The organism is Bifidobacterium mongoliense DSM 21395, assembly GCF_000741285.1.
Lineage (GTDB): Bacteria > Actinomycetota > Actinomycetes > Actinomycetales > Bifidobacteriaceae > Bifidobacterium > Bifidobacterium mongoliense.
In genome coordinates, this window is record NZ_JGZE01000010.1 from 1 (window position 1) to 18,237 (window position 18,237).

The 18,237-nt window shown below is 64.7% G+C and carries 13 protein-coding genes, 1 tRNA gene and 1 pseudogene; 2 read left to right on the top strand and 13 right to left on the bottom strand.

Annotated features, from left to right (window positions below; all coding sequences use genetic code 11):
• From BMON_RS04030 to BMON_RS04090, 13 genes and pseudogenes are all read right to left on the bottom strand, one after another.
• Nucleotides 1–94, bottom strand: a pseudogene (locus BMON_RS04030) (transcription elongation factor GreA); the annotation flags it as partial.
• Nucleotides 95–227: 133 nt separating this feature from the next.
• Entirely contained in the window at nt 228–635 is a 408-nt protein-coding gene (locus tag BMON_RS04035; protein ID WP_033511070.1) for an FKBP-type peptidyl-prolyl cis-trans isomerase, read from the bottom strand.
• 92 nt (nt 636–727) lie between these two features.
• Nucleotides 728–2,206 (bottom strand): L-serine ammonia-lyase, encoded by a 1,479-nt coding sequence (locus BMON_RS04040; RefSeq protein WP_033511071.1) that lies wholly within the window; start codon nt 2,204–2,206, stop codon nt 728–730.
• Nucleotides 2,207–2,231: 25 nt separating this feature from the next.
• Nucleotides 2,232–2,798 (bottom strand): hypothetical protein, encoded by a 567-nt coding sequence (locus tag BMON_RS04045; RefSeq protein WP_033511300.1) that lies wholly within the window; start codon nt 2,796–2,798, stop codon nt 2,232–2,234.
• 264 nt (nt 2,799–3,062) lie between these two features.
• A tRNA-Leu gene (locus tag BMON_RS04050) sits at nt 3,063–3,143 on the bottom strand.
• 87 nt (nt 3,144–3,230) lie between these two features.
• The gene (locus BMON_RS10380) at nt 3,231–4,238 is read right to left on the bottom strand and encodes a Ppx/GppA phosphatase family protein (RefSeq protein ID WP_033511072.1); all 1,008 of its coding nucleotides are present in this window, start codon (nt 4,236–4,238) and stop codon (nt 3,231–3,233) included.
• A 126-nt stretch (nt 4,239–4,364) separates the two neighbouring features.
• Nucleotides 4,365–4,931: a DUF501 domain-containing protein gene (locus BMON_RS10385; RefSeq protein WP_033511302.1), complete on the bottom strand. Its 567-nt coding sequence runs from the start codon at nt 4,929–4,931 to the stop codon at nt 4,365–4,367.
• Between the two features lie 20 nt (nt 4,932–4,951).
• Entirely contained in the window at nt 4,952–5,515 is a 564-nt protein-coding gene (locus tag BMON_RS04065; protein ID WP_033511074.1) for an FtsB family cell division protein, read from the bottom strand.
• 119 nt (nt 5,516–5,634) lie between these two features.
• Nucleotides 5,635–6,930, bottom strand: a complete 1,296-nt coding sequence (gene eno, locus BMON_RS04070) for a phosphopyruvate hydratase (protein WP_033511075.1) — start codon at nt 6,928–6,930, stop codon at nt 5,635–5,637.
• 188 nt (nt 6,931–7,118) lie between these two features.
• Nucleotides 7,119–10,748, bottom strand: a complete 3,630-nt coding sequence (gene mfd, locus BMON_RS04075) for a transcription-repair coupling factor (RefSeq protein WP_081882875.1) — start codon at nt 10,746–10,748, stop codon at nt 7,119–7,121.
• A complete protein-coding gene (pth, locus tag BMON_RS04080) occupies nt 10,738–11,337 on the bottom strand; it encodes an aminoacyl-tRNA hydrolase (RefSeq protein WP_033511076.1) in 600 nt (199 codons plus the stop codon). The genes mfd and pth overlap by 11 nt, the downstream gene beginning before the upstream one ends.
• Before the next feature lie 167 nt (nt 11,338–11,504).
• A complete protein-coding gene (locus BMON_RS04085) occupies nt 11,505–12,008 on the bottom strand; it encodes a GNAT family N-acetyltransferase (protein WP_033511078.1) in 504 nt (167 codons plus the stop codon).
• On the bottom strand, nt 12,005–15,223 hold the full coding sequence (locus tag BMON_RS04090) for a UPF0182 family membrane protein (RefSeq protein WP_033511080.1): 3,219 nt from the start codon (nt 15,221–15,223) through the stop codon (nt 12,005–12,007). Before BMON_RS04090 ends, BMON_RS04085 begins: the two co-directional genes overlap by 4 nt.
• A 290-nt stretch (nt 15,224–15,513) precedes the next feature.
• Here BMON_RS04090 and BMON_RS04095 point away from each other — a divergent pair, with 290 nt between their 5' ends.
• Nucleotides 15,514–16,713 carry a glycoside hydrolase family 3 N-terminal domain-containing protein gene (locus BMON_RS04095; protein ID WP_420307615.1) on the top strand — a complete coding sequence of 400 codons (1,200 nt, stop codon included), beginning with the start codon at nt 15,514–15,516 and terminating at the stop codon, nt 16,711–16,713.
• Between the two features lie 169 nt (nt 16,714–16,882).
• The gene (brnQ, locus tag BMON_RS04100; RefSeq protein ID WP_033511308.1) at nt 16,883–18,226 is read left to right on the top strand and encodes a branched-chain amino acid transport system II carrier protein; all 1,344 of its coding nucleotides are present in this window, start codon (nt 16,883–16,885) and stop codon (nt 18,224–18,226) included.
• The last annotated feature ends 11 nt before the right edge of the window (nt 18,227–18,237 follow it).

An 18,237-nucleotide genomic window follows, 5' to 3' on the forward strand; every position in this document is an offset into this window, starting at 1 on the left:
CTCGTCCGCGGTACTCCCCCTCACGATGCGCGAGCTCGCCCTTCATCTTGTCGTATGCCTCCTGCGTCAGCAGGATCGTCTTCTCCTCGGCCATACATGCCTCCCTGACCTTATCCAACGCAACGCCGGCACATATCGCGCCGACGCCGCCCCATTACCATATTCGCGTCGTCATGCCCGACGTCGAACACCGTCATATCATATGACCGGCATCCGGCGCGGACCACTCAACGCGTCGAAATGATGTCGACGACGAACACCAGCGTGTCGTCGCCGCCGATGCCCGCCTGCGGCATGCCCTGGTGGCCATAACCGTACTCCGGGGGAATCGAGACCAGCAGCCGGGAACCCACATTGTGGCCGGGCAACGTGCGATCCCATCCCTGGATGACCTGGCCGATGCCGATGCCGAAACTCGCGGGCTGATGACGATCGAAACTCGAATCGAAGGGCGTGTCGCCGCCCCACACGACGCCATGATAATTGACCGTCACGGTGTCGCCGCGCCTGACCATCGGGCCGGTTCCTGCGACAAGTTCCTCCGCCTTCAGCCCCGCCGGCGCCTGCTCCGAGGGGAAGGTGATGACCGGGGCCGCGCCGAATTCGGCGTTGACCTGTGGCATATTCGCTGTCATATTGGCCTCCTTAGACACAATGACCACAGCCTAGCACTTCCGCCCCGACGGGCGCTGCGCACCGCGGCACACGGCACATCCCGCCACGACGCTCAGCATTCGACGACGTTGACCGCCAGACCCCCCTGTGCGGTCTCCTTGTACTTGGACATCATGTCCTCGCCGGTATCGCGCATGGTGCGGATGGCCTGGTCGAGACTCACGCGATGCGACCCGTCGCCCAGCATGGCGATGCGGACCGCGTTGATGGCGGTGTTGGCCGCCATGGCATTGCGCTCGATGCAGGGGATCTGCACAAGTCCCCCCACCGGGTCGCAGGTAAGGCCCAGGTGATGCTCGATGCCGATTTCGGCCGCATTCTCGACCTGTCGCGGGGTGCCGCCCAACACCTCGCACAGACCGGCTGCGGCCATGGAACACGCGGAACCGACCTCCCCCTGGCAACCGACCTCGGCGCCGGATATCGAGGCGTTGCGCTTGAAGAGATACCCCACCGCGCCCGCGGTGAGCAGGAACCGCACGACGCCGTCCTGATCGGCCCCCTCGACGAAGTTCCAGTAATAATGCAGCACCGCGGGGATGATGCCCGCCGCGCCATTGGTGGGAGCAGTGACGATGCGGCCTCCCCCGGCGTTCTCCTCACTGACCGCCAACGCGAACAGATCCACCCATGCGGCATCCGAGGACTCCAACGCCGCCGAGCCGCGATGCCCTCGTACCAGCACGTCCCTGTTGGACGACAGTCGCTGGTACATCACCGGTGCCCGCCGCCTGACCTCCAAACCACCGGGCAGCATCCGCTGATCGCTCGTGCAACCGGCGAGGACGCATGCGCGCATGGTCGACCACACATCGAGCAGCCTGGCCCGCGTCTCATCCTCGGACCGAATGGCCCGCTCGTTGGCCATGACCAGGTCGCACACCCTCGATCCCGTCCGCTCGCACAGCCGCATGAGCTCATCGCATGAATCAAAATCATAGGGCGCCTGATCGCCGAATCCAATGACCTCGGATTGATCACCCTCCGCGAATGTGCTGCCTTTCGGCGCGTGATCGTGGATGCCGATCATGAGATCGTCGCGATGGCCGGACCGGATGAAACCGCCACCCACCGAATACCACACCTGCTCGTCGACCACCTGGTCATCGGCGTCGTAGGCCGTGAACCGCATGCCGTTGGTGTGGGCCGCAAGCCGCCGCCACAATTCGAAGACGATATCCCGGTCGTAATCGAAGCCGATGGATTGCACACCCCCGAGCATCATGCGAGGGTTGTCGGCGTATTCGTCCCTGATGGTGAGCATATGGGCCGTGTCGACGCTCTGGGGAAGAGCGCCCTCGAGCCCGGCGGCGATGGCGCGGTCGGTGCCATGTCCCCGTCCGGTCATGGCGAGCGAACCGTACAGCACCACCCGCACGCGTGCCACGCCCCCGACCATGCCGCTGTCGACCAATGACTCGACGAAGACGTGAGCGGCCCGCATCGGACCGACGGTATGCGAGGAACTTGGTCCCACGCCGATGCTGAACATATCAAGCACACTGAATGGCTCGTGCGTACCCTGCGTCATACTCCACCCTTCATCGCCATCATCCTCAGTACAGTACCGCGTACATCCGCGACAGATAGTACCCGCCCGCGATGGCCAGCACCACGGTGGCCACACCCATGACGATGACGGTGGCACGGCGTTTGGCCAAGGCTTTGGGGGCGATGTACCCCAGGAAGAACGCCGCAAAACCCAAGACGGCGCTGTTGATCACGACCGTGACGATCGGGCCAAGGCCCAGCGGCGACAGTCCCAGCGGTACGCGCAACGAGTCAAGGAAGGCCGCGATGACGAACCGGCCCCAGAATCCGAAACCGATCAGCCCGGCGACGCCACCGATCAGCGGCCGCCACCGCGGCGTGCCATTGCGCATCAGCCCTTCGACGCACCACAGGAGCGCGAAACCCACGGTGTAGACGAAGGCGACGGACAACAAGCAGGCGGTCAACGCCCACGGTACCAAGGCCACCTTGCCGCCGACCAGCGCGACATAGATCGGGGCGCACAGCAGCTCACCCACGCAGAGCGCCGTGGCCGCGGAGATGGCCTGCACAAGCATCGTAGGCAATCCTTCATCGCCCTCGCGGGTCACGTTCCACCATCCTGAAGCCATATGGCCCTCCTGCTCTCGATGCCCGATATCCGTGCGCTCATCGGCCGACCACACGGCATCACCAATTCCTGTCGCATGATGTCACATGGGCATATCCGCCGGTCGACCACGCACTCATCGTCGAATGGAGCCAGCCTATCCCATCCGGCGTTACCCTCGCATTTCCAGGCACAATATGGGATACATTCGGGATACATGTGGTCGGTTGTGGTCTGCTTCGCTTCGCGGCGTCGATGCCGCGAACCGTTCTCCTGATTGGTGTCGTACCCCCGGTGGGACTCGAACCCACAAGCCAATGGCGACCGATTTTAAGTCGGTTGCGTCTACCGATTCCGCCACGGGGGCCTGACGTCGGCCACGCGCATACGCATGGCCGACCGTTGTATTATGTCACGATTCGGCGACCGGAACGCGGCACCGACGAACGTGAGATCACCGCACGGCGAGCAATCTCCTGCCATAGTCGAGCACGATGCCGTCGAGCAACCCGTGTTCGCTAGCGATGAAGGAATCGAGGGGTTCGCCGCCGCGAGCCGCGGTCGCCGCCCCCACATTGGCGAGCACACGGTTCCAGACGAGGGCACCGCCGCCGACCACATCGACACGACCGGGGTGAATGGTCTTATAGGTGCTCCGTTCCGCCCGGCTCATGCGCAGGAAGCGGTCATCGACCTCATACGCCTGATCGAATGCGATACGGCGCCCATCGACCTTGGCATGGTCGTAGACCTTGAGTCCCATCGCCAACGCCGTCATCGTGGTGACCGTACCCGACACGCCGATGATCGTCCTCGTCGCACCCAGGTCGACCGTTTCTGCGGCCTCCTCGATATGGGCGTCGATGTCCGCGATCGCCGCATCGATCTGCTCCTGGGTCGGCGGATCGTCGCACAGATGACGCTCGGTCATGCGCACCGAACCGATGTTCATCGAATAGCCGGCTTTCACGCTGGTGGCCGGCAGCTCGACGCCGTCACCGCCCAGTACCAGTTCCGTGGAACCGCCGCCCAGATCGACCACCAGATACGGCGGCTTGAGGTCGGCACGGCGCACCACACCGGTTGCCCCCAAGAAGCTCAACGCCGCCTCCTCGGTGCCCGGTATCACCTCCGGCACGACGCCGAGAATCCGCTGCATCGCATCCTCGAACTCCTGCCGATTGGCGGCATCGCGTGTGGCCGAGGTGGCGACGAACCGTATGCCGTCGACCGGATGCTGTGCGAGCACCCCGGCGAATTCACGCGCCGCCGCATACGCACGATCCAAAGCTTCGGGGGCGAAACGGTGAGTCTTGTCGACGTCCTGCCCCAATCGGATAACCCGCAACATGCGGGGCACGATCTCATGCACACCATCGGCGTCCACCGAGGCGATCTTGAGTCGTATCGAATTCGTCCCGCAGTCGATCCCGGCCACCGTCACCGCATCGCGTGTCGTCATCCCATCCGTCCCATTCTGCCCGCATCGGGCCTTGTTCGTACTTCCACCATCGTCATTCATCTACCCGACACTGTGGCCGGGTCGCGCATCCCGTGCATGCAACCCATGCCTGTATCCCGGCACGGATCAGACATCCTGTCCACGCGACGCGCAGCGGCAGACCGTCGGGCTGAATTCGTCGACCATCCTGTCCAGCGCCATATCGCCGAACGGATTGACGCCCGGACCCATGACCAGGGTCTGAGCCACCAGCGCATGCAGGCATTTGACCCTCACGGGCATGCCCCCCGCGCTGACCGAAGCGATATGCTCCTCACTGTCACCAACGCGCACGGCGATCTCGTGGCGGAACGCAAGATACCAGTGGTGTGCCCGCTCGTATCGGCCCCTGAGTGCTTCGTCACCCTCCAACGCTTCGTTGTACTCCCGCATGACGCCGTTGGCTTCGAGATGAGACACGGCCTTGACCGCCTCGGGACTGGTGAGGTAGCAGGTCGTGGGGAACGGCGTGCCCCCGGGCAATACCGGACGGGTGATCACGGCCAACGGCTGCCCGCATACGCAACGGGCGCCCACGGCAAGCATGCCACGGGGGAACCGCCCAAGCTGGCGTTCCACGATCGCGACATCCCCGGCTGTCGCGGGATGCGCCATACACCGGTCCACTGCGGCGTGCACCATATCCATATCCATCCGCTCATCGTTGTCGGTCGTCACTGCTTGGTATCCCCCGTCTTCGATCCATTCGTATCGTGCTGATCGGGCTGCTGTGCATGCTGTTTCGAGGATGACGCAGCGCCACTCGACGTAGTGCCCTTCGCCGCAGCACCCGATTTCACCGGTTGATCCGCCTTGGCGAAGGCATACGACAACTCGCTGTACCACGGCAACGGACTATGCGTCGACCCTTGGGACGCGGCCTTGTCGTTGACGTGCTCCTGCCCGGTGACCGACTCGGGGTGCTCCACGCGCACGGCGACTTCGCCGGGAAAGACGAAACCGAGCCGATCACGCGCCTGCGCGGTCACATAGGACTTGTCATCCCATCGCGAGATGTCGTTCTCCAGCTCGCGTTTACGCTCGATGAGCACCGATTCCTGTCGCTTGAGCCCATTGAGCTCGGCAAGGCTCAACGCGTAGGTGTGGAATGTGGAGACCAGTTGAATCGCACCCAACGCCACGATGAACAGGGCGATGAAGAAAGCCACTGGCCCACCCCCGGACCTCCGTCGTCCCGTAGCGGTGTTCCCGCCTGATGTCGTTTTGCCCATAGCCATGAAAATACCCGTCGCATTCGACTGGGAACGCGACGGGTATCGTCAACCCGAACGCACCGACGAGCCGGCGAGCATGGCCCTCATATGGGGATGCCCGCCGGAGCGGCGCGAATCGCAGGTTACTTCATGTACTGCTTGCAGGCCTTGAAGGCGCTGTAGCCGGCGTAGGACGCGGTGGAGCCGAGCTCCTCCTCGATCTCCAGCAGGCGGTTGTACTTGGCGATACGCTCGCCACGTGCCGGGGCACCGGTCTTGATCTGGCGGGTATTCTTGGCAACGGCCAAATCGGAGATCGTGGTGTCGGGGGTCTCACCGGAACGGTGGGAAACCATGGAGGTGAAGCCGTTGGCCGTGGCCAGCTCGATGGCGTCGAGGGTCTCGGTCACGGTGCCGATCTGGTTGAGCTTGACCAGCAGCGAGTTGGCCGCGTGCAGGTCGATGCCCTTCTGCAGGCGCTTCGGGTTGGTGACCAGCAGGTCATCGCCGACGAACTGCAGCTGATCGCCGAGCTCGGCGGTGATCTTCTGCCAAGCGGACCAATCCTCTTCCGCATAGGGATCCTCGATGGAGACCAGCGGATACTTGGAGACAAGCTCCTTGTAGTAATCCAGCATGTAGGCCGCATCGCGGTCGGCGCCGTCGAAGTGGTAGGAGTCGGTCTCCTTGTTGTAGAACTCGGAGGAGGCGACGTCCAGGCACAGACCGATCTGCTTGCCGGGCTCATAGCCGGCGGCCTCGATGGCCTTGACGATGTACTTGAGGGAATCCTCGTTGGTCTTCATCTTGGGAGCGAAACCACCCTCGTCGCCCAAGCCGGTCTCATGGCCGTCCTTCTTGAGGATGCCCTTGAGGGTGTGGTAGACCTCGACACCGGCGCGCAGCGCCTCGTGATACGTGTCGAAACCGTACGGGGAGATCATGTACTCCTGAATGTCGGTCGCGAAGTCGGCATGCGCGCCGCCGTTCATGATGTTCATGTTCGGCACGGGCAGGATGTGGCCGTTGGTGCCGCCGATATAGCGGTACAACGGCAGTTCTGCGGACTCGGCCGCCGCGTAGAGCGCGGCGAGGGAGACGCCGAGGATGGCGTTCGCGCCCAGCTTGCCCTTGTTCGGGGTGCCGTCGAGCTCGATCATCGTGTCATCGAGGGCACGCTGGTCGGTCGCGTCCATGCCGATGACCTTGGGGGCGATGACCTCGTTCACGGCCTTGACCGCGTCGAGCACACCCTTGCCCTGATAGCGGGACTTGTCGCCATCGCGACGCTCCCACGCTTCTGCCTCACCGGTGGAGGCGCCGGAAGGAACCAGCCCGAGACCCTGCGCACCATCTTCGGTGTCCAGGACGACCTCAACGGTCGGATTGCCACGGGAATCAAGAATTTCGCGCGCGTACACGCTTTCAATTGCTGCCACAACTACTCCTTCAAGCGTTGGTTGTTTTGACATCTTCAAGGATAGTGCGTCAATTGGACGAGGAGCTCCCCCGAGGGGGTAAAGACCGTTACCGTTAACAGCCGAAGAATGAAGCCAATCCTCACCCCATCTCCGGCCTCTCCGCGCGGGTCGTGTGGATTACCCACCCGATCGGCGAATCTCGCGACTCAGCGCGGACCGGGCTTCCATGCGAGGTCGTCGAGCAGTTGGGACGCCCACGCCACGATCTGTTCGCCGGTCATGGGCTTCGACCCCAGTGACCCCGAGAACGGCGCGGGGATGAGCAGCGTGTGGGTGACCGGACGATACTGGGCGCCGCGGTAGATGCGCGACAGGCGCATCTGGACCGATTCGGCCGGATCGACGCGCGCGATGCGCACACGACTGCCCTGCGTCACGATCTCGCCGACACCCAGGGACCGCGCCTTGGCACGCAGCCGTGCGATGGCGAACAGGGAGGAGAACTCATCGGGCAATGCCCCGTAGCGGTCCGTCAGCTCCTCGCGCAACTCCTTGAGATCGTCCTCGCTGCGAGCGGCGGCCAGCTTGCGGTAGGCCTCGAGCCGCAGCTTGTCCGAATCGATGTAGGCCACGGGGATGGACGCCTCGATCGGCAGGTCGATGGTGACGGTGATCGGCTCGTGACGATCAGGCTCCTTGTACTGCTCAACGGCCTCGGAGACCATGCGCACGTACAGGTCGAAGCCAACGCCCTCGATGTGACCGCTCTGCTCGTCGCCCAGGAGATTGCCGGTCCCCCGCAGTTCGAGATCCTTCATCGCGACGTCGAAGCCCGAACCCAACGCCGTGTTCTGCGCGATGGTGGCGAGCCGGTCATGCGACTGCTGCGTCATCGGTTTGGCCGGATCGTACAGGAAGTAGGCATAGGCGCGTTCACGGCCGCGCCCGACGCGACCGCGCAGCTGATGCAGCTGGCTCAGACCGAAACGGTCCGCATGGTCGACGATCAGCGTGTTGGCGTTCGAGATATCCAGACCCGTCTCGATGATCGTCGTGCACAGCAACAGGTCGACGTCGCGGTGCCAGAAGTCGCGGATCACCCCATCGAGTCGCTTCTCCCCCATCTTGCCGTGAGCCACGCCGATGCGCGCCTGGGGCACCAGCTCGTGGAGCTGTGCGGCGACGCGATCGATGTCCTCCACGCGGTTGTGCACGTAGAACACCTGACCGCCACGCAGCAGTTCACGATTGACGGCGGCCTTGACCTGTGCGTCATCGTAGGCGCCGACGTAGGTGAGCACCGGCAGACGGTCCTCGGGAGGCGTGGCGAGGGTGGACATCTCCCGTATCCCCGTCACGGCCATCTCCAGTGTGCGAGGGATGGGCGTGGCCGAAAGGGAGAGCACGTCGACGTTCGTCCGCAGGGCCTTGAGCGTCTCCTTGTGCTCGACGCCGAACCGCTGCTCCTCATCGATGACCACGAGCCCCAGGTCCTTGAAGGCGATCTGGGGATTGAGCAGCTTATGCGTGCCGATCACCAGATCGATGGTGCCCTTCTTCAATCCCTCAAGCGTCTGCTTGATCTCCTTGGCGCTCTGGAACCGGCTCATCGCGTCGATGTTGACGGGGAAGCCCTCGTAGCGTTCCGTGAAGGTCTCATAATGCTGCTGCACCAACAGGGTCGTCGGCACGAGCACCGCGACCTGCTTGCCGTCCTGGATCGCCTTGAATGCCGCGCGCACGGCGATCTCCGTCTTGCCGAAGCCGACGTCGCCGCAGATGAGCCTGTCCATCGGCACGGGCTTCTCCATATCGGCCTTGACCTCGTCGATGGTGGTCAGCTGATCGGCCGTCTCCTGGTAGGGGAAAGCGTCCTCGAGCTCCTTCTGCCACGGCGTATCGGGGTTGAAGGCGAAGCCTTTCGCACTCTGCCGCGCCGAATAGAGCTTGACCAGGTCGGCCGCGATCTCGTGGACGTGCTTGCGGGCCTTGCTTTTCGTCGCCGCCCAGTCCGAGCCGCCGAGCTTGTTGAGCTTCGGAGTCTCCGCGCCGATGTACTTGCTCACCTGGTCGAGCTGATCGGTGGGTATGAAAAGCTTGTCCGCCGGGGCGTTGCGCTTCGACGGCGCGTATTCGATAACCAGGTACTCGCGTGTGGCCTCGCGGGCTCCCGTTCCCGTGGTGCGTTGGCGCATACCGACGAAGCGGCCGATGCCGTGCTGCTCATGCACGATGAAGTCGCCGGGTTTGAGTTCGACGAGGTCGATGGCCTTGCGCCGGCGCTTCGGAGTCTTGGTCTGCCCCGCCACGCTCGTGCGTCCGGTCAGATCACGTTCGGTGAACAACGCCAGTTTCGCCGCATGATCGACGAACCCGTCGACGGCGTGGGAACGGATCGCCGTGAACCGCGTAATGCCGGTCTCGTGCAGCACGCGAGTCAACCGGGACAAGGTGCCTTGGGCCGGCGAGGTGATGGCGACGTCATAGCCGCCGTCGATAAGGCCCTCGATGCCGTGGGATGCACGGGTTTCGTCCCCGCGGAACTGCTCGGGGTCCTGGGCGTCGAGCTGGACGTGGCCCGGCAGGCTCGGATCCACCCCGAAGCTGGTGAGACGGTAGACGGTGTGCCTGGAGAACGCGAGGGAGGAGATGACCTCGTCGAAATCGAGGAAACTGGCCTGGTCGAAGCTGATCGGCGCGCCGGCGCCATGGCCGCTGGCGGCGACATGCCAGCTCGCGGCGAGGAACTCGTTCGCCGTCGTCATGAGATCGGTGGCGGCGCGCCGCAGCTTCTCGGGGTCGGACAGCACGATCGCCGAAGTGGGAGGCAACAGCCCCGGCACGGCCTCCATGTCGTCGATCAGAGCGGGCATGAGGGATTCCATGCCTTCGACCGGCATGGCGTTGGCGATCGACTCGAGCATCTCGTCGGCGTTGGGTATCGAGCCCACCAACGAGCGGGCGCGCTCGCGAACCCGATCGGTCAACTGCAGCTCCCGGCAGGGCGTCGCCCAGATCCTGGGGATGTCGTCGCCGTAGGTTCGCTGATCGGAAGCGTGGAACTCACGAATGGATTCGATCTCATCGCCGAAGAACTCGATGCGCACCGGATGGGGCGCCGTGGGCGGGAAGACGTCGAGGATGCCGCCACGCACCGCGAACTCGCCGCGATCCATGACCAGTTCCGCACGGGTATAGGCGTTGCGCACCAGACGTGCCGACGCCTCGTCCAGCGCCAGTTCCTCGCCCCTGGCGAAGACGAGCGGCTCGACGTCGCCGAGCCCGGCGACCACCGGCTGGATGAGCGAACGCACGGGCATGACGAGGATTCGGATGGGCCCGAACATCGGGTCGTTGTCATTCGGATGCTTGAGCCGACGCAACACGGACATGCGGCTCGCGACGGTATCGGCGCGGGGTGAGAGCCGCTCATGCGGCAGGGTCTCCCATGCTTCGAACTGGCACACTTCGGCCGGATCGCCGTCATACCAGGAACGTATCGCCTCGACGCCCTCCATGGCCTCCCGGCTCGAAGCGACGATGAGGACGACCATCGCGCGCCTGGCCAGCGCTGCCGCGATGGCGGGACGCAACCCTCCCGGCGCGCCGACGAGCAGACCGGGTTCCGCGGCCGCCGATGATTCCTCGACATGCCCTTCGACGAGTTCATGGAACGTCTGGTCATGCCCGAGCCCCTCAAGGATGGACGCCAGTGCGCCATCGTCGGGCAGCTGCGGCGTGGCGGCGCGGTGACCTCTCGCGGCCCCGACGATGGTCCCGACGATGGTCCCGCGGGATGTGGAACGGGATGTGGGAGCGGAGTCCTCAGCGGCCATTGAACCGCTCCTGCGCCTCGGCGAGACCGTCGGTGATCACCGTCTCGACGGCGTCGGCGCCGTCCGCCAGAAAATCGGGCAGCGCAGCGCGCTGTTGCGGGGCGAAACCACCCAGCACCCAATTGACGGTGTTGTCGTGCGCATGCGCGCCGCGGCGAGCATGGCCCACGCCCATGCGGACACGAGCGTATTCATTGGTGCGCAGGGAACGGTCGATCGACTTGATACCGTTGTGGCCCCCCGCGGAGCCCCCGCGCTTGACCTTGATGCGGCCGAACTCGAGATCCATATCGTCATGGATGACGACGATGCGGTCGGCGGCGATGCCGTAGTACGTGGCGATCGAGGAGACGGCGTCACCCGAGTCGTTCATGTAGGTCAACGGCTTGGCCAGCAGGAACTTGATCCGATGACCTCCCAGATCCATCGCTCCCTTGCCCAGCTTGGCCAGCCCCTTGTGGTCGGCGAAGGCCACGGACCAGCGCTCGGCCAGCACGTCGGCCGTCATGAATCCCATATTGTGCCGGGTCCCCTCGTAGGTTCGACCCGGATTGCCCAATCCGGCGACCAGCCAAAAGGCAGAAGCCATGGTCCCTCTTCCTCGTCCTTGGTATTGCAGATATCGTATCTTCGATCGTCAAGCGTCGATCCTCGGCGCTCATCATCGTCGGCGTCGTTACGCGCCGCGTCCCGATGATGGCACCGATCAGCCGCACCATCCTATCCACGCCAAGCGACGAGTCGGCTGATCGGACGCTACAGATCGAGGTACCAGTAGGCCATGTCGAGCAGTCGACTGCCGTCGGAACAGGCCCGGGGCAGCAATCCGAAGCGGTGGAAGCCAAACCGGTGCATCAGCGCCGTCGACCCCGCGTTCTCGGCGAAGATGAGCGTCACGGCCATGCGCACACCGCGTTCACGCGCGGCGCTCAGCAGCCAGTCCACCATCCTCGAACCGTATCCGGCCTGGCGATGGCGCTCGTCCACGTAGTAGCTCAGTTCGTCGACGCCGTCGTACCCCTCCCGCTCGTGGTACCGGGACAGGGATCCGAAGGCGACGACCTCCCCGGCACCGTCCTCCATGACCACCACGGGGTAGCGTGTGCGCGGCGCGTGCGACTCGACCCAGGCGCGGCGTTGGTCCAGGGTGCGCGGCGTGAGGTCGGCGGTCGCTCCGCCGGCGATCACCGCCTGGTTGTAGATGGCGGTGATCGCCGGCAGGTCCTCCTCGCGTGCGGGGCGGATCGACACCTGGGTCATTTGCCGAGCTCCGTGGCCTTGTTCAGTGCCTCGCTCAGCGCCTTCTGCGCCTGTCCGTAGGCGTTCCAATCGCCGGACTTCATGGCGGCATCGGAATCCTTCATCGCCTGAGCGGCATCGGAGAGCGCCTGCTTGAGCCGGGGATCGGTGCCCTGCTGTTTGGCGGAGCCGGACCCCTGGTCCTTGTCCTTCGGCGTCGTCGTATCGCCCGTCCCCTCACCGGAGGACCGGCCGTCGGCGGTATCGCCATGCGCATTCTGGGCATCGCCCGCCTGCGCGCCCGAGTCGCCGCCGAAGACCTGGTCGAGCGCCTCGTCGAGGGTGTTGGCGAAGCCCACCTGGTCGCCGAAGGCCACCAGGACCTTCTTGAGCAGGGGGTAACTGGTCGCGCCGCTGGACTGGATGTACACCGGTTCGACGTACACGAGCCCGCCGCCGAGCGGCAACGTGAGCAGATTGCCCCGTTTGACCTTCGTGGACCCGGTCTGCAGCAGATTGAGCTCCCTGGACACCGTGTCCTTGGCGTCGAAGTTGCTCTGCGCCTGGCCCGGGCCGGGCACGTTGGAATCCTTGGGCAGGGTCTGGAGTCTCAGGGTGCCGTAATGCGGCCCCACGACGCCCTTGGTGCCGCCCGCGTCGGAATCGACCGAGAGGAATCCGGTCAGGATCTCGCGTTTCGCGCTGCCGGCGGGAATATACGACGACGTCAGCGAGAACACCGGTTCCTTGGTGCCGCCGGTCTGCAAGGTGAGGTAGTAGGGCGGCTGCAGGATGTCCTCCTGCTGGGCCTGTTGCGTCTCCGTGGGATCGGTGGGGCTCTGCCAGAAATCCTCGCCCGAGAAGAACTGGCCCGCGCTGGTCACGTGGTACTGCGACAGCAGTTTGCGCTGCACCTTGAACAGGCTTTCGGGATAGCGCAGGTGGCTCATGAGCTGGCCGTCGATCTCCGAGATGCTGTGGTACTGGCCCGGGAAAATGTGCTGCCAGGCCTTGATGATCGGGTCCTTGGTGTCCCAGGCGTACAGATCCACCGAACCGTCGTACGCGTCGACGGTGGCCTTGACCGAATTGCGGATGTAGTTCGCGCGCTGCGGGTTGAGACCTCGGATGGTGTGCGAGGTCGCCGTGGTCGAATCCTCGGTGGCGCCGCCCAGGTCGGTCATCTGGGAGTACGGGTAGGCGTCGGATGTCGTGTAGCCGTCGACGATCCATTTGACCCGGCCGTTGACGACCGCCGGGTACACGCGCCCGTCGACCGTGAGGTAGGGGGCCACTTTCATGACGCGTTCCTTGGGATCGCGGTTGTACAGGATCTGGGAATGCGAGGTGACGCGGTCGGAGAACAGAATCTGATCGGAACCGAAGCGGATGGCGTACAGCAATCGGGAGAACGGATTGCCGATGCTCGGACCGCCGTTGCCCTTGAAGGTGTTCGTGGCCCCGTCGGATCCGGTGGGGTAATCGAATTCCCAGGGTTTGGACCCTTCGGGCGAACCCACGATGGAATACTCCGGTGCGTTGGGTGAGAAGTAGATGCGCGGCTCGTAGTGCTGGCTGTCGGTGAGTTTGCCTTGGGTCGGGATGCCGGACTCGAAGAACTGCGGCTGTCCGTCGGGGGTGACCTTGTTGCCGTAAGCGGCCACCACCCCGTAGCCGTGCGTGTACACGGTATGGTCGTTGACCCAGTTGCGGTTGTCGTTGCCGTCGAGGTTGAGCTCGCGGGCGGCGATCACGGTGTCCTGGCTCACTCCATCGATGTCGTATTTGTCGACGGCCAGCGAATCGGCGAACGTGTAATACTGCTTGGACTGCTGCAGCTGCTTGAAGGTCGGCGAGACGACCTGAGGGTCGAGCAGGCGGATCTGCGCGGTGCTTTCGGCGTCGGAGGACAGCGCCCCCGATTTGCCTTCGGTGGTGGCGTTATAGCCCTCGGTCGTCATACGGTCGAGCCCATAGGCGTGCGTGGTCGCATCGATGTTGCGTTGGATGTACGCCGATTCGACCTCCTGTTCGTTGGGCAGCACACGGAAACGCTGCACGAGCGCCGGCCAGATGCCGGTGAGCACCAGGGCGATGGCGAGGGTCGCGGCTATCGCGATCACGGGCGTGCGCCAGGCCTTCAGCGCGGCCTTGGCCCGCACACCTGCGGGAACGCTGCCTTCCAAAGCATGCGAACGCATGAGCCATATGCCCAAAATGACGCCGAGCACGACCGTGAGCCCGGCCATGAGCAGGGCGAAGGGGATGCCGGCATGCGTCGCGGTGTAGGAGGCGCCGGTGATGCGGTCACCCTCGACCGTGAGCTGAGCGAATACGCCGAGCACCTGGCTGACACCCCAGACGAGCATGGTGAGCATAAGCCAGATGGCGATCTGCCGGCGCGCCCTGGCGGTGATGGAGAACAGGCCACGGCCATGCACCGGCATGGTCAGGCGAATGCCGCCCATCATGACATGGGTGACGATGGAGAAGACGATGCCCGCGAGCAGCAACATGGTCACCGCGGAGGCCACAAGCTTGAGTCCGGGCAAGATGAAGACATAGAAGCCGTTGTCCAGACCGAACTGCGGATCCTTGACCCCGAAGGGCTGGGCGTTGAACATGAGGAGGATCTGGGCCCAGTTGGCATTGAACTGCGCACCGAAGAGCAGACCGGCCAGTGCGGAGATGATCACGGCCACGCGACGGGCCTTCGCGGAACTCACCGATTTGCCGATCTCGATCACATCCCCGTTGATCCGGATCGTCGAGCCATCGGACGCATCGGGACGTGCCCGTATGGCCAAGGTCGCCGAGCAGTAGCTGACGAGCGCCATGAGCACGGCGTAGGCGAGCCACAATCCGACCTTCGTGAACAACTGGGTCCATACGACGCTGAGGAATCCGAGCTGGCCGTACCACATGAGATCGGTCGCGAAATGGTCGAAGGCGAAGAACAATCCCACGACCACGGCCACAACGACCACCAGGGCGATCAGGGCCTTCATGCCTCGGTTCGCGCCGCCCGACGGGCGGCCGGAGTTCAGCCTGCCCCGTGCTTTCGGAGCCGCGGGACCGGACGGTGCGCCGGCTTCGGCCCGAGGGTCGCCATCCACATGGACGTCGACCACGACGGGATCATCGCCGTCTCGACTCGGTCCCTCCCCACGACGGCCGGAGCGCGACCGTGCGCCTTGCGGATCGAATATCATCGCCAGCAGTTCAAGAATCGACATACCGCCATATCCTACAAGACGGTGCTGAGCGTACGGGGAACATGACGTGAAAACGGTGGGAGGACCCCATAAGTCTGACGGGAATTCGACCGACCCACGGCGGGCGTCGAGCGCCGCTGCCGCACGCTCCTGCCGCACCGACGTACGACGGTGCCTTGGTATGGGAGGAGCCGAGATGGAATGTGGCCATGCCGTGGAACAATCGAGGCATGATCAGCTCCGCTTCACCCCTCCACTTCCCCTCATCCCGTACCCTGTCGAGATCATCGCACCGCGCGCCGCTCACGACGATGCTGGTCGCCGCGTTGGCGCTCATGATCCCTGTGCTGACGGGTTGCGGCGGAGCGCAACCGACGGCATCACCATCCACCCCGACGTCCCCAACCCTCGCGACTTCGCCGTTGCTGCGTTCGCCCGCGCCCAGGACCGACGACTCGCCGGCCGCGCAGGCCACGCGTTTGGCCCGGAGCATGAGTCTGCAGGAACTGGTCGGGCAACTGGTGATGGCACCGTTGCCGACCGGTTACGATCCGGCAAATCTTAAGGACGAAATCGAGCAAGATCACGTCGGTTCGGTCCTGGTGACGGGCGATTGGAACGGCGGCGCCGCCGCGGTGGGTACCGCCACCAAAGCATTGCAGGGATATGCCGGCGACGGCCCGAAGCTCATCACAGCCACTGATCAGGAAGGCGGGATGGTGCAGCATCTGCAGGGCCCGGGATTCGACCCCATACCCTCAGGCGTTCAGCAGGGTGCACGCAGTGTCGACGACCTGCGCGCCGCGGCCGCGACCTGGGGAGGGCAATTGGCGGCCGCGGGCATCAACGTCAACCTCGCCCCGGTCGTCGACACCGTCGCGGTGAATCGCGCCTCCAACGCGCCGATCGGCGCGCTCGACCGTGACTTCGGTCTCGATGCCCAAGGCAACGGCGCACATGCCCAGGCCTTCGTGAACGGTATGCGTGACGCCGGTGTTTCCAGTGCCATCAAGCACTACCCGGGACTCGGCGGAGTGACGGGCAACACGGACTTCACGGCCGACGGCATCACCGACGCCACCACCACGTTGCAGAGCCCCTCCCTGGGCGCGTTCTCCACCGCACTCGAGGCGCATCCGGCCATGGTGATGATGTCGTTGGCCACCTACACGGCCGTCGACCCGCATCATCCGGCGGCGTTCTCCAGCACCCTGATCGATGGGCATCTGCGCGGCGACCAAGGCTTCCAGGGCGTGGTGATATCCGATTCGCTCTCCGCCGCCGCCGTGAGCGGCATTCCCCAGGATCAACTGGGCGTGTCCCTGATCGAGGCCGGTGGCGATCTCGCGTGTATCAGCGCCCCGTCCGTGGTGCGCCCGGTCCTGGACGGACTCAACGCCAAGGCAGCCACCGACCCCGGTTTCGCCGCGAAGGTCACCCGTTCCGCCATTCGCGTACTCGCCCTCAAGTACCAGATGCATCTGGCCGGAGCCCCCGCCGCACGCCCGTAGCGGCGTCGTGGAACCGCTGGGTGTGGACCTCGGCGGCGGCATGCCGGTATGATGTGTGACTCGGTACCCCATGGGCATGGAGCGCCGTAAGCCCTAGGAGGACAGCATCGTGAACGAGGATCCGAACAACGATCGCACCGACGACACGCACGCCGGTCACGGTCCACGCCTGCGCCTGACGCCCAACGAACGCCTGGCGATCACCATCACCTTCTTCTCCATGTTCTTCGGGGCCAGCAACCTCATCTTTCCGCCCTTGCTGGGTGCCGAGGCCGGACGCGGCAGCATCACGGCGGGATTCGGTTTCATCTGTTCGGCGGTGGGTCTGCCCATCCTCGCGGTCGTCGCGGTCGCGCGTGCAGGCGGATTCAACCAGCTCGCCGGCCGCGTCTCGCATGGGTTCGCCGTGGTATTGGGTACGGCGATCATCCTGACGATCGGCCCGTTGTTCGCGATTCCGAGAACGGCGGCGACCTCGTTCGAGATGGCCGTGGCCCCACTCACGCCATCCACGCCGCATTGGGCCACGCAGTTGGCGTACTCCCTCGTGTTCTTCGCGTTGTCGTATCTGCTCAGCCAGCACCCGGAGCGCCTGGCTCACACCATCGGCAGGTTCATGGCCCCCCTGCTGCTGGTCATGATCGCAACGCTCGTGGCGGTCTGCCTGTTCACCGCACATCCGACCTTCACCTCCCCGATGGCCGCGTACGCCGACGGAGGGTTCATCACCGGATTCATCGAGGGCTACCAGACCATGGATCTGCTGGCCGGCATCTACTTCGGCATCGTGATCGCCGCCAACATCGCGGGCTTCGGAGTGCGCGACGAACACCACCGCCGCCACGAGGTCACCCGGGCCGGCATCGGCACCGGGGTCATGCTCGCCGTGATCTACGCCGCCCTGACCTACGTGGGCATGGTCAGCGGTTCGCTCACACGCATCAACCCCCTGACCGACACCGGCGCCGAGGTGCTCACGAACCTCACGTCACGGCTGTTCGGCTGGTTCGGCACCGCATTCGTCGGGCTGATCTTCATGATCGCCTGCTTCAACGTGTGCACCGGTCTGATCGCCACCTGCGCCTCGTACTTCGAGGAGCAGTTCCCCCGGGTGTTCGGTCGGCCTATGAGCTACCGGACGTGGAGCATCCTGTTCGCACTGTGCGGTCTGGTCATTGCCAACGCCGGACTGAACGCCATCATCACCATGTCGGTTCCCGTGCTTTCCGCCCTCTACCCGATCACCATCATCCTCGTGGTGTTCGGATTGTTCCATCGGGTGATCGGCCGATACGCGCCCCGCGCCTACGGCTGGACCGTGCTCCTGGTGGGCGTCTTCGCCGCGGCGCAGTGCGTCGTCGCACTGTTGGCCGTGCTGGGAGTGGCACTTCCCCCGGCCCAGTCGTTGTTCGCGGCACTGCCGCTGGCCGACCAACAGCTGACATGGCTCATCCCCGCGGCCCTCGGGCTCGTCATCGGCGTCGCCGACAGCCTGCGGCTGCGCCGACGCTGAATGCCGAGCCA

Coding starts and splice junctions, on each gene's coding strand:
- BMON_RS04035 (WP_033511070.1), bottom strand. CDS start 635: ATGACAGCGAATATGCCACAGGTCAACGCCGAATTCGGCGCGGCCCCG.
- BMON_RS04040 (WP_033511071.1), bottom strand. CDS start 2,206: ATGACGCAGGGTACGCACGAGCCATTCAGTGTGCTTGATATGTTCAGC.
- BMON_RS04045 (WP_033511300.1), bottom strand. CDS start 2,798: ATGGCTTCAGGATGGTGGAACGTGACCCGCGAGGGCGATGAAGGATTG.
- BMON_RS10380 (WP_033511072.1), bottom strand. CDS start 4,238: ATGACGACACGCGATGCGGTGACGGTGGCCGGGATCGACTGCGGGACG.
- BMON_RS10385 (WP_033511302.1), bottom strand. CDS start 4,931: ATGGATATGGATATGGTGCACGCCGCAGTGGACCGGTGTATGGCGCAT.
- BMON_RS04065 (WP_033511074.1), bottom strand. CDS start 5,515: ATGGCTATGGGCAAAACGACATCAGGCGGGAACACCGCTACGGGACGA.
- mfd (WP_081882875.1), bottom strand. CDS start 10,748: ATGGCCGCTGAGGACTCCGCTCCCACATCCCGTTCCACATCCCGCGGG.
- pth (WP_033511076.1), bottom strand. CDS start 11,337: ATGGCTTCTGCCTTTTGGCTGGTCGCCGGATTGGGCAATCCGGGTCGA.
- BMON_RS04085 (WP_033511078.1), bottom strand. CDS start 12,008: ATGACCCAGGTGTCGATCCGCCCCGCACGCGAGGAGGACCTGCCGGCG.
- BMON_RS04090 (WP_033511080.1), bottom strand. CDS start 15,223: ATGTCGATTCTTGAACTGCTGGCGATGATATTCGATCCGCAAGGCGCA.
- BMON_RS04095 (WP_420307615.1), top strand. CDS start 15,514: ATGCTGGTCGCCGCGTTGGCGCTCATGATCCCTGTGCTGACGGGTTGC.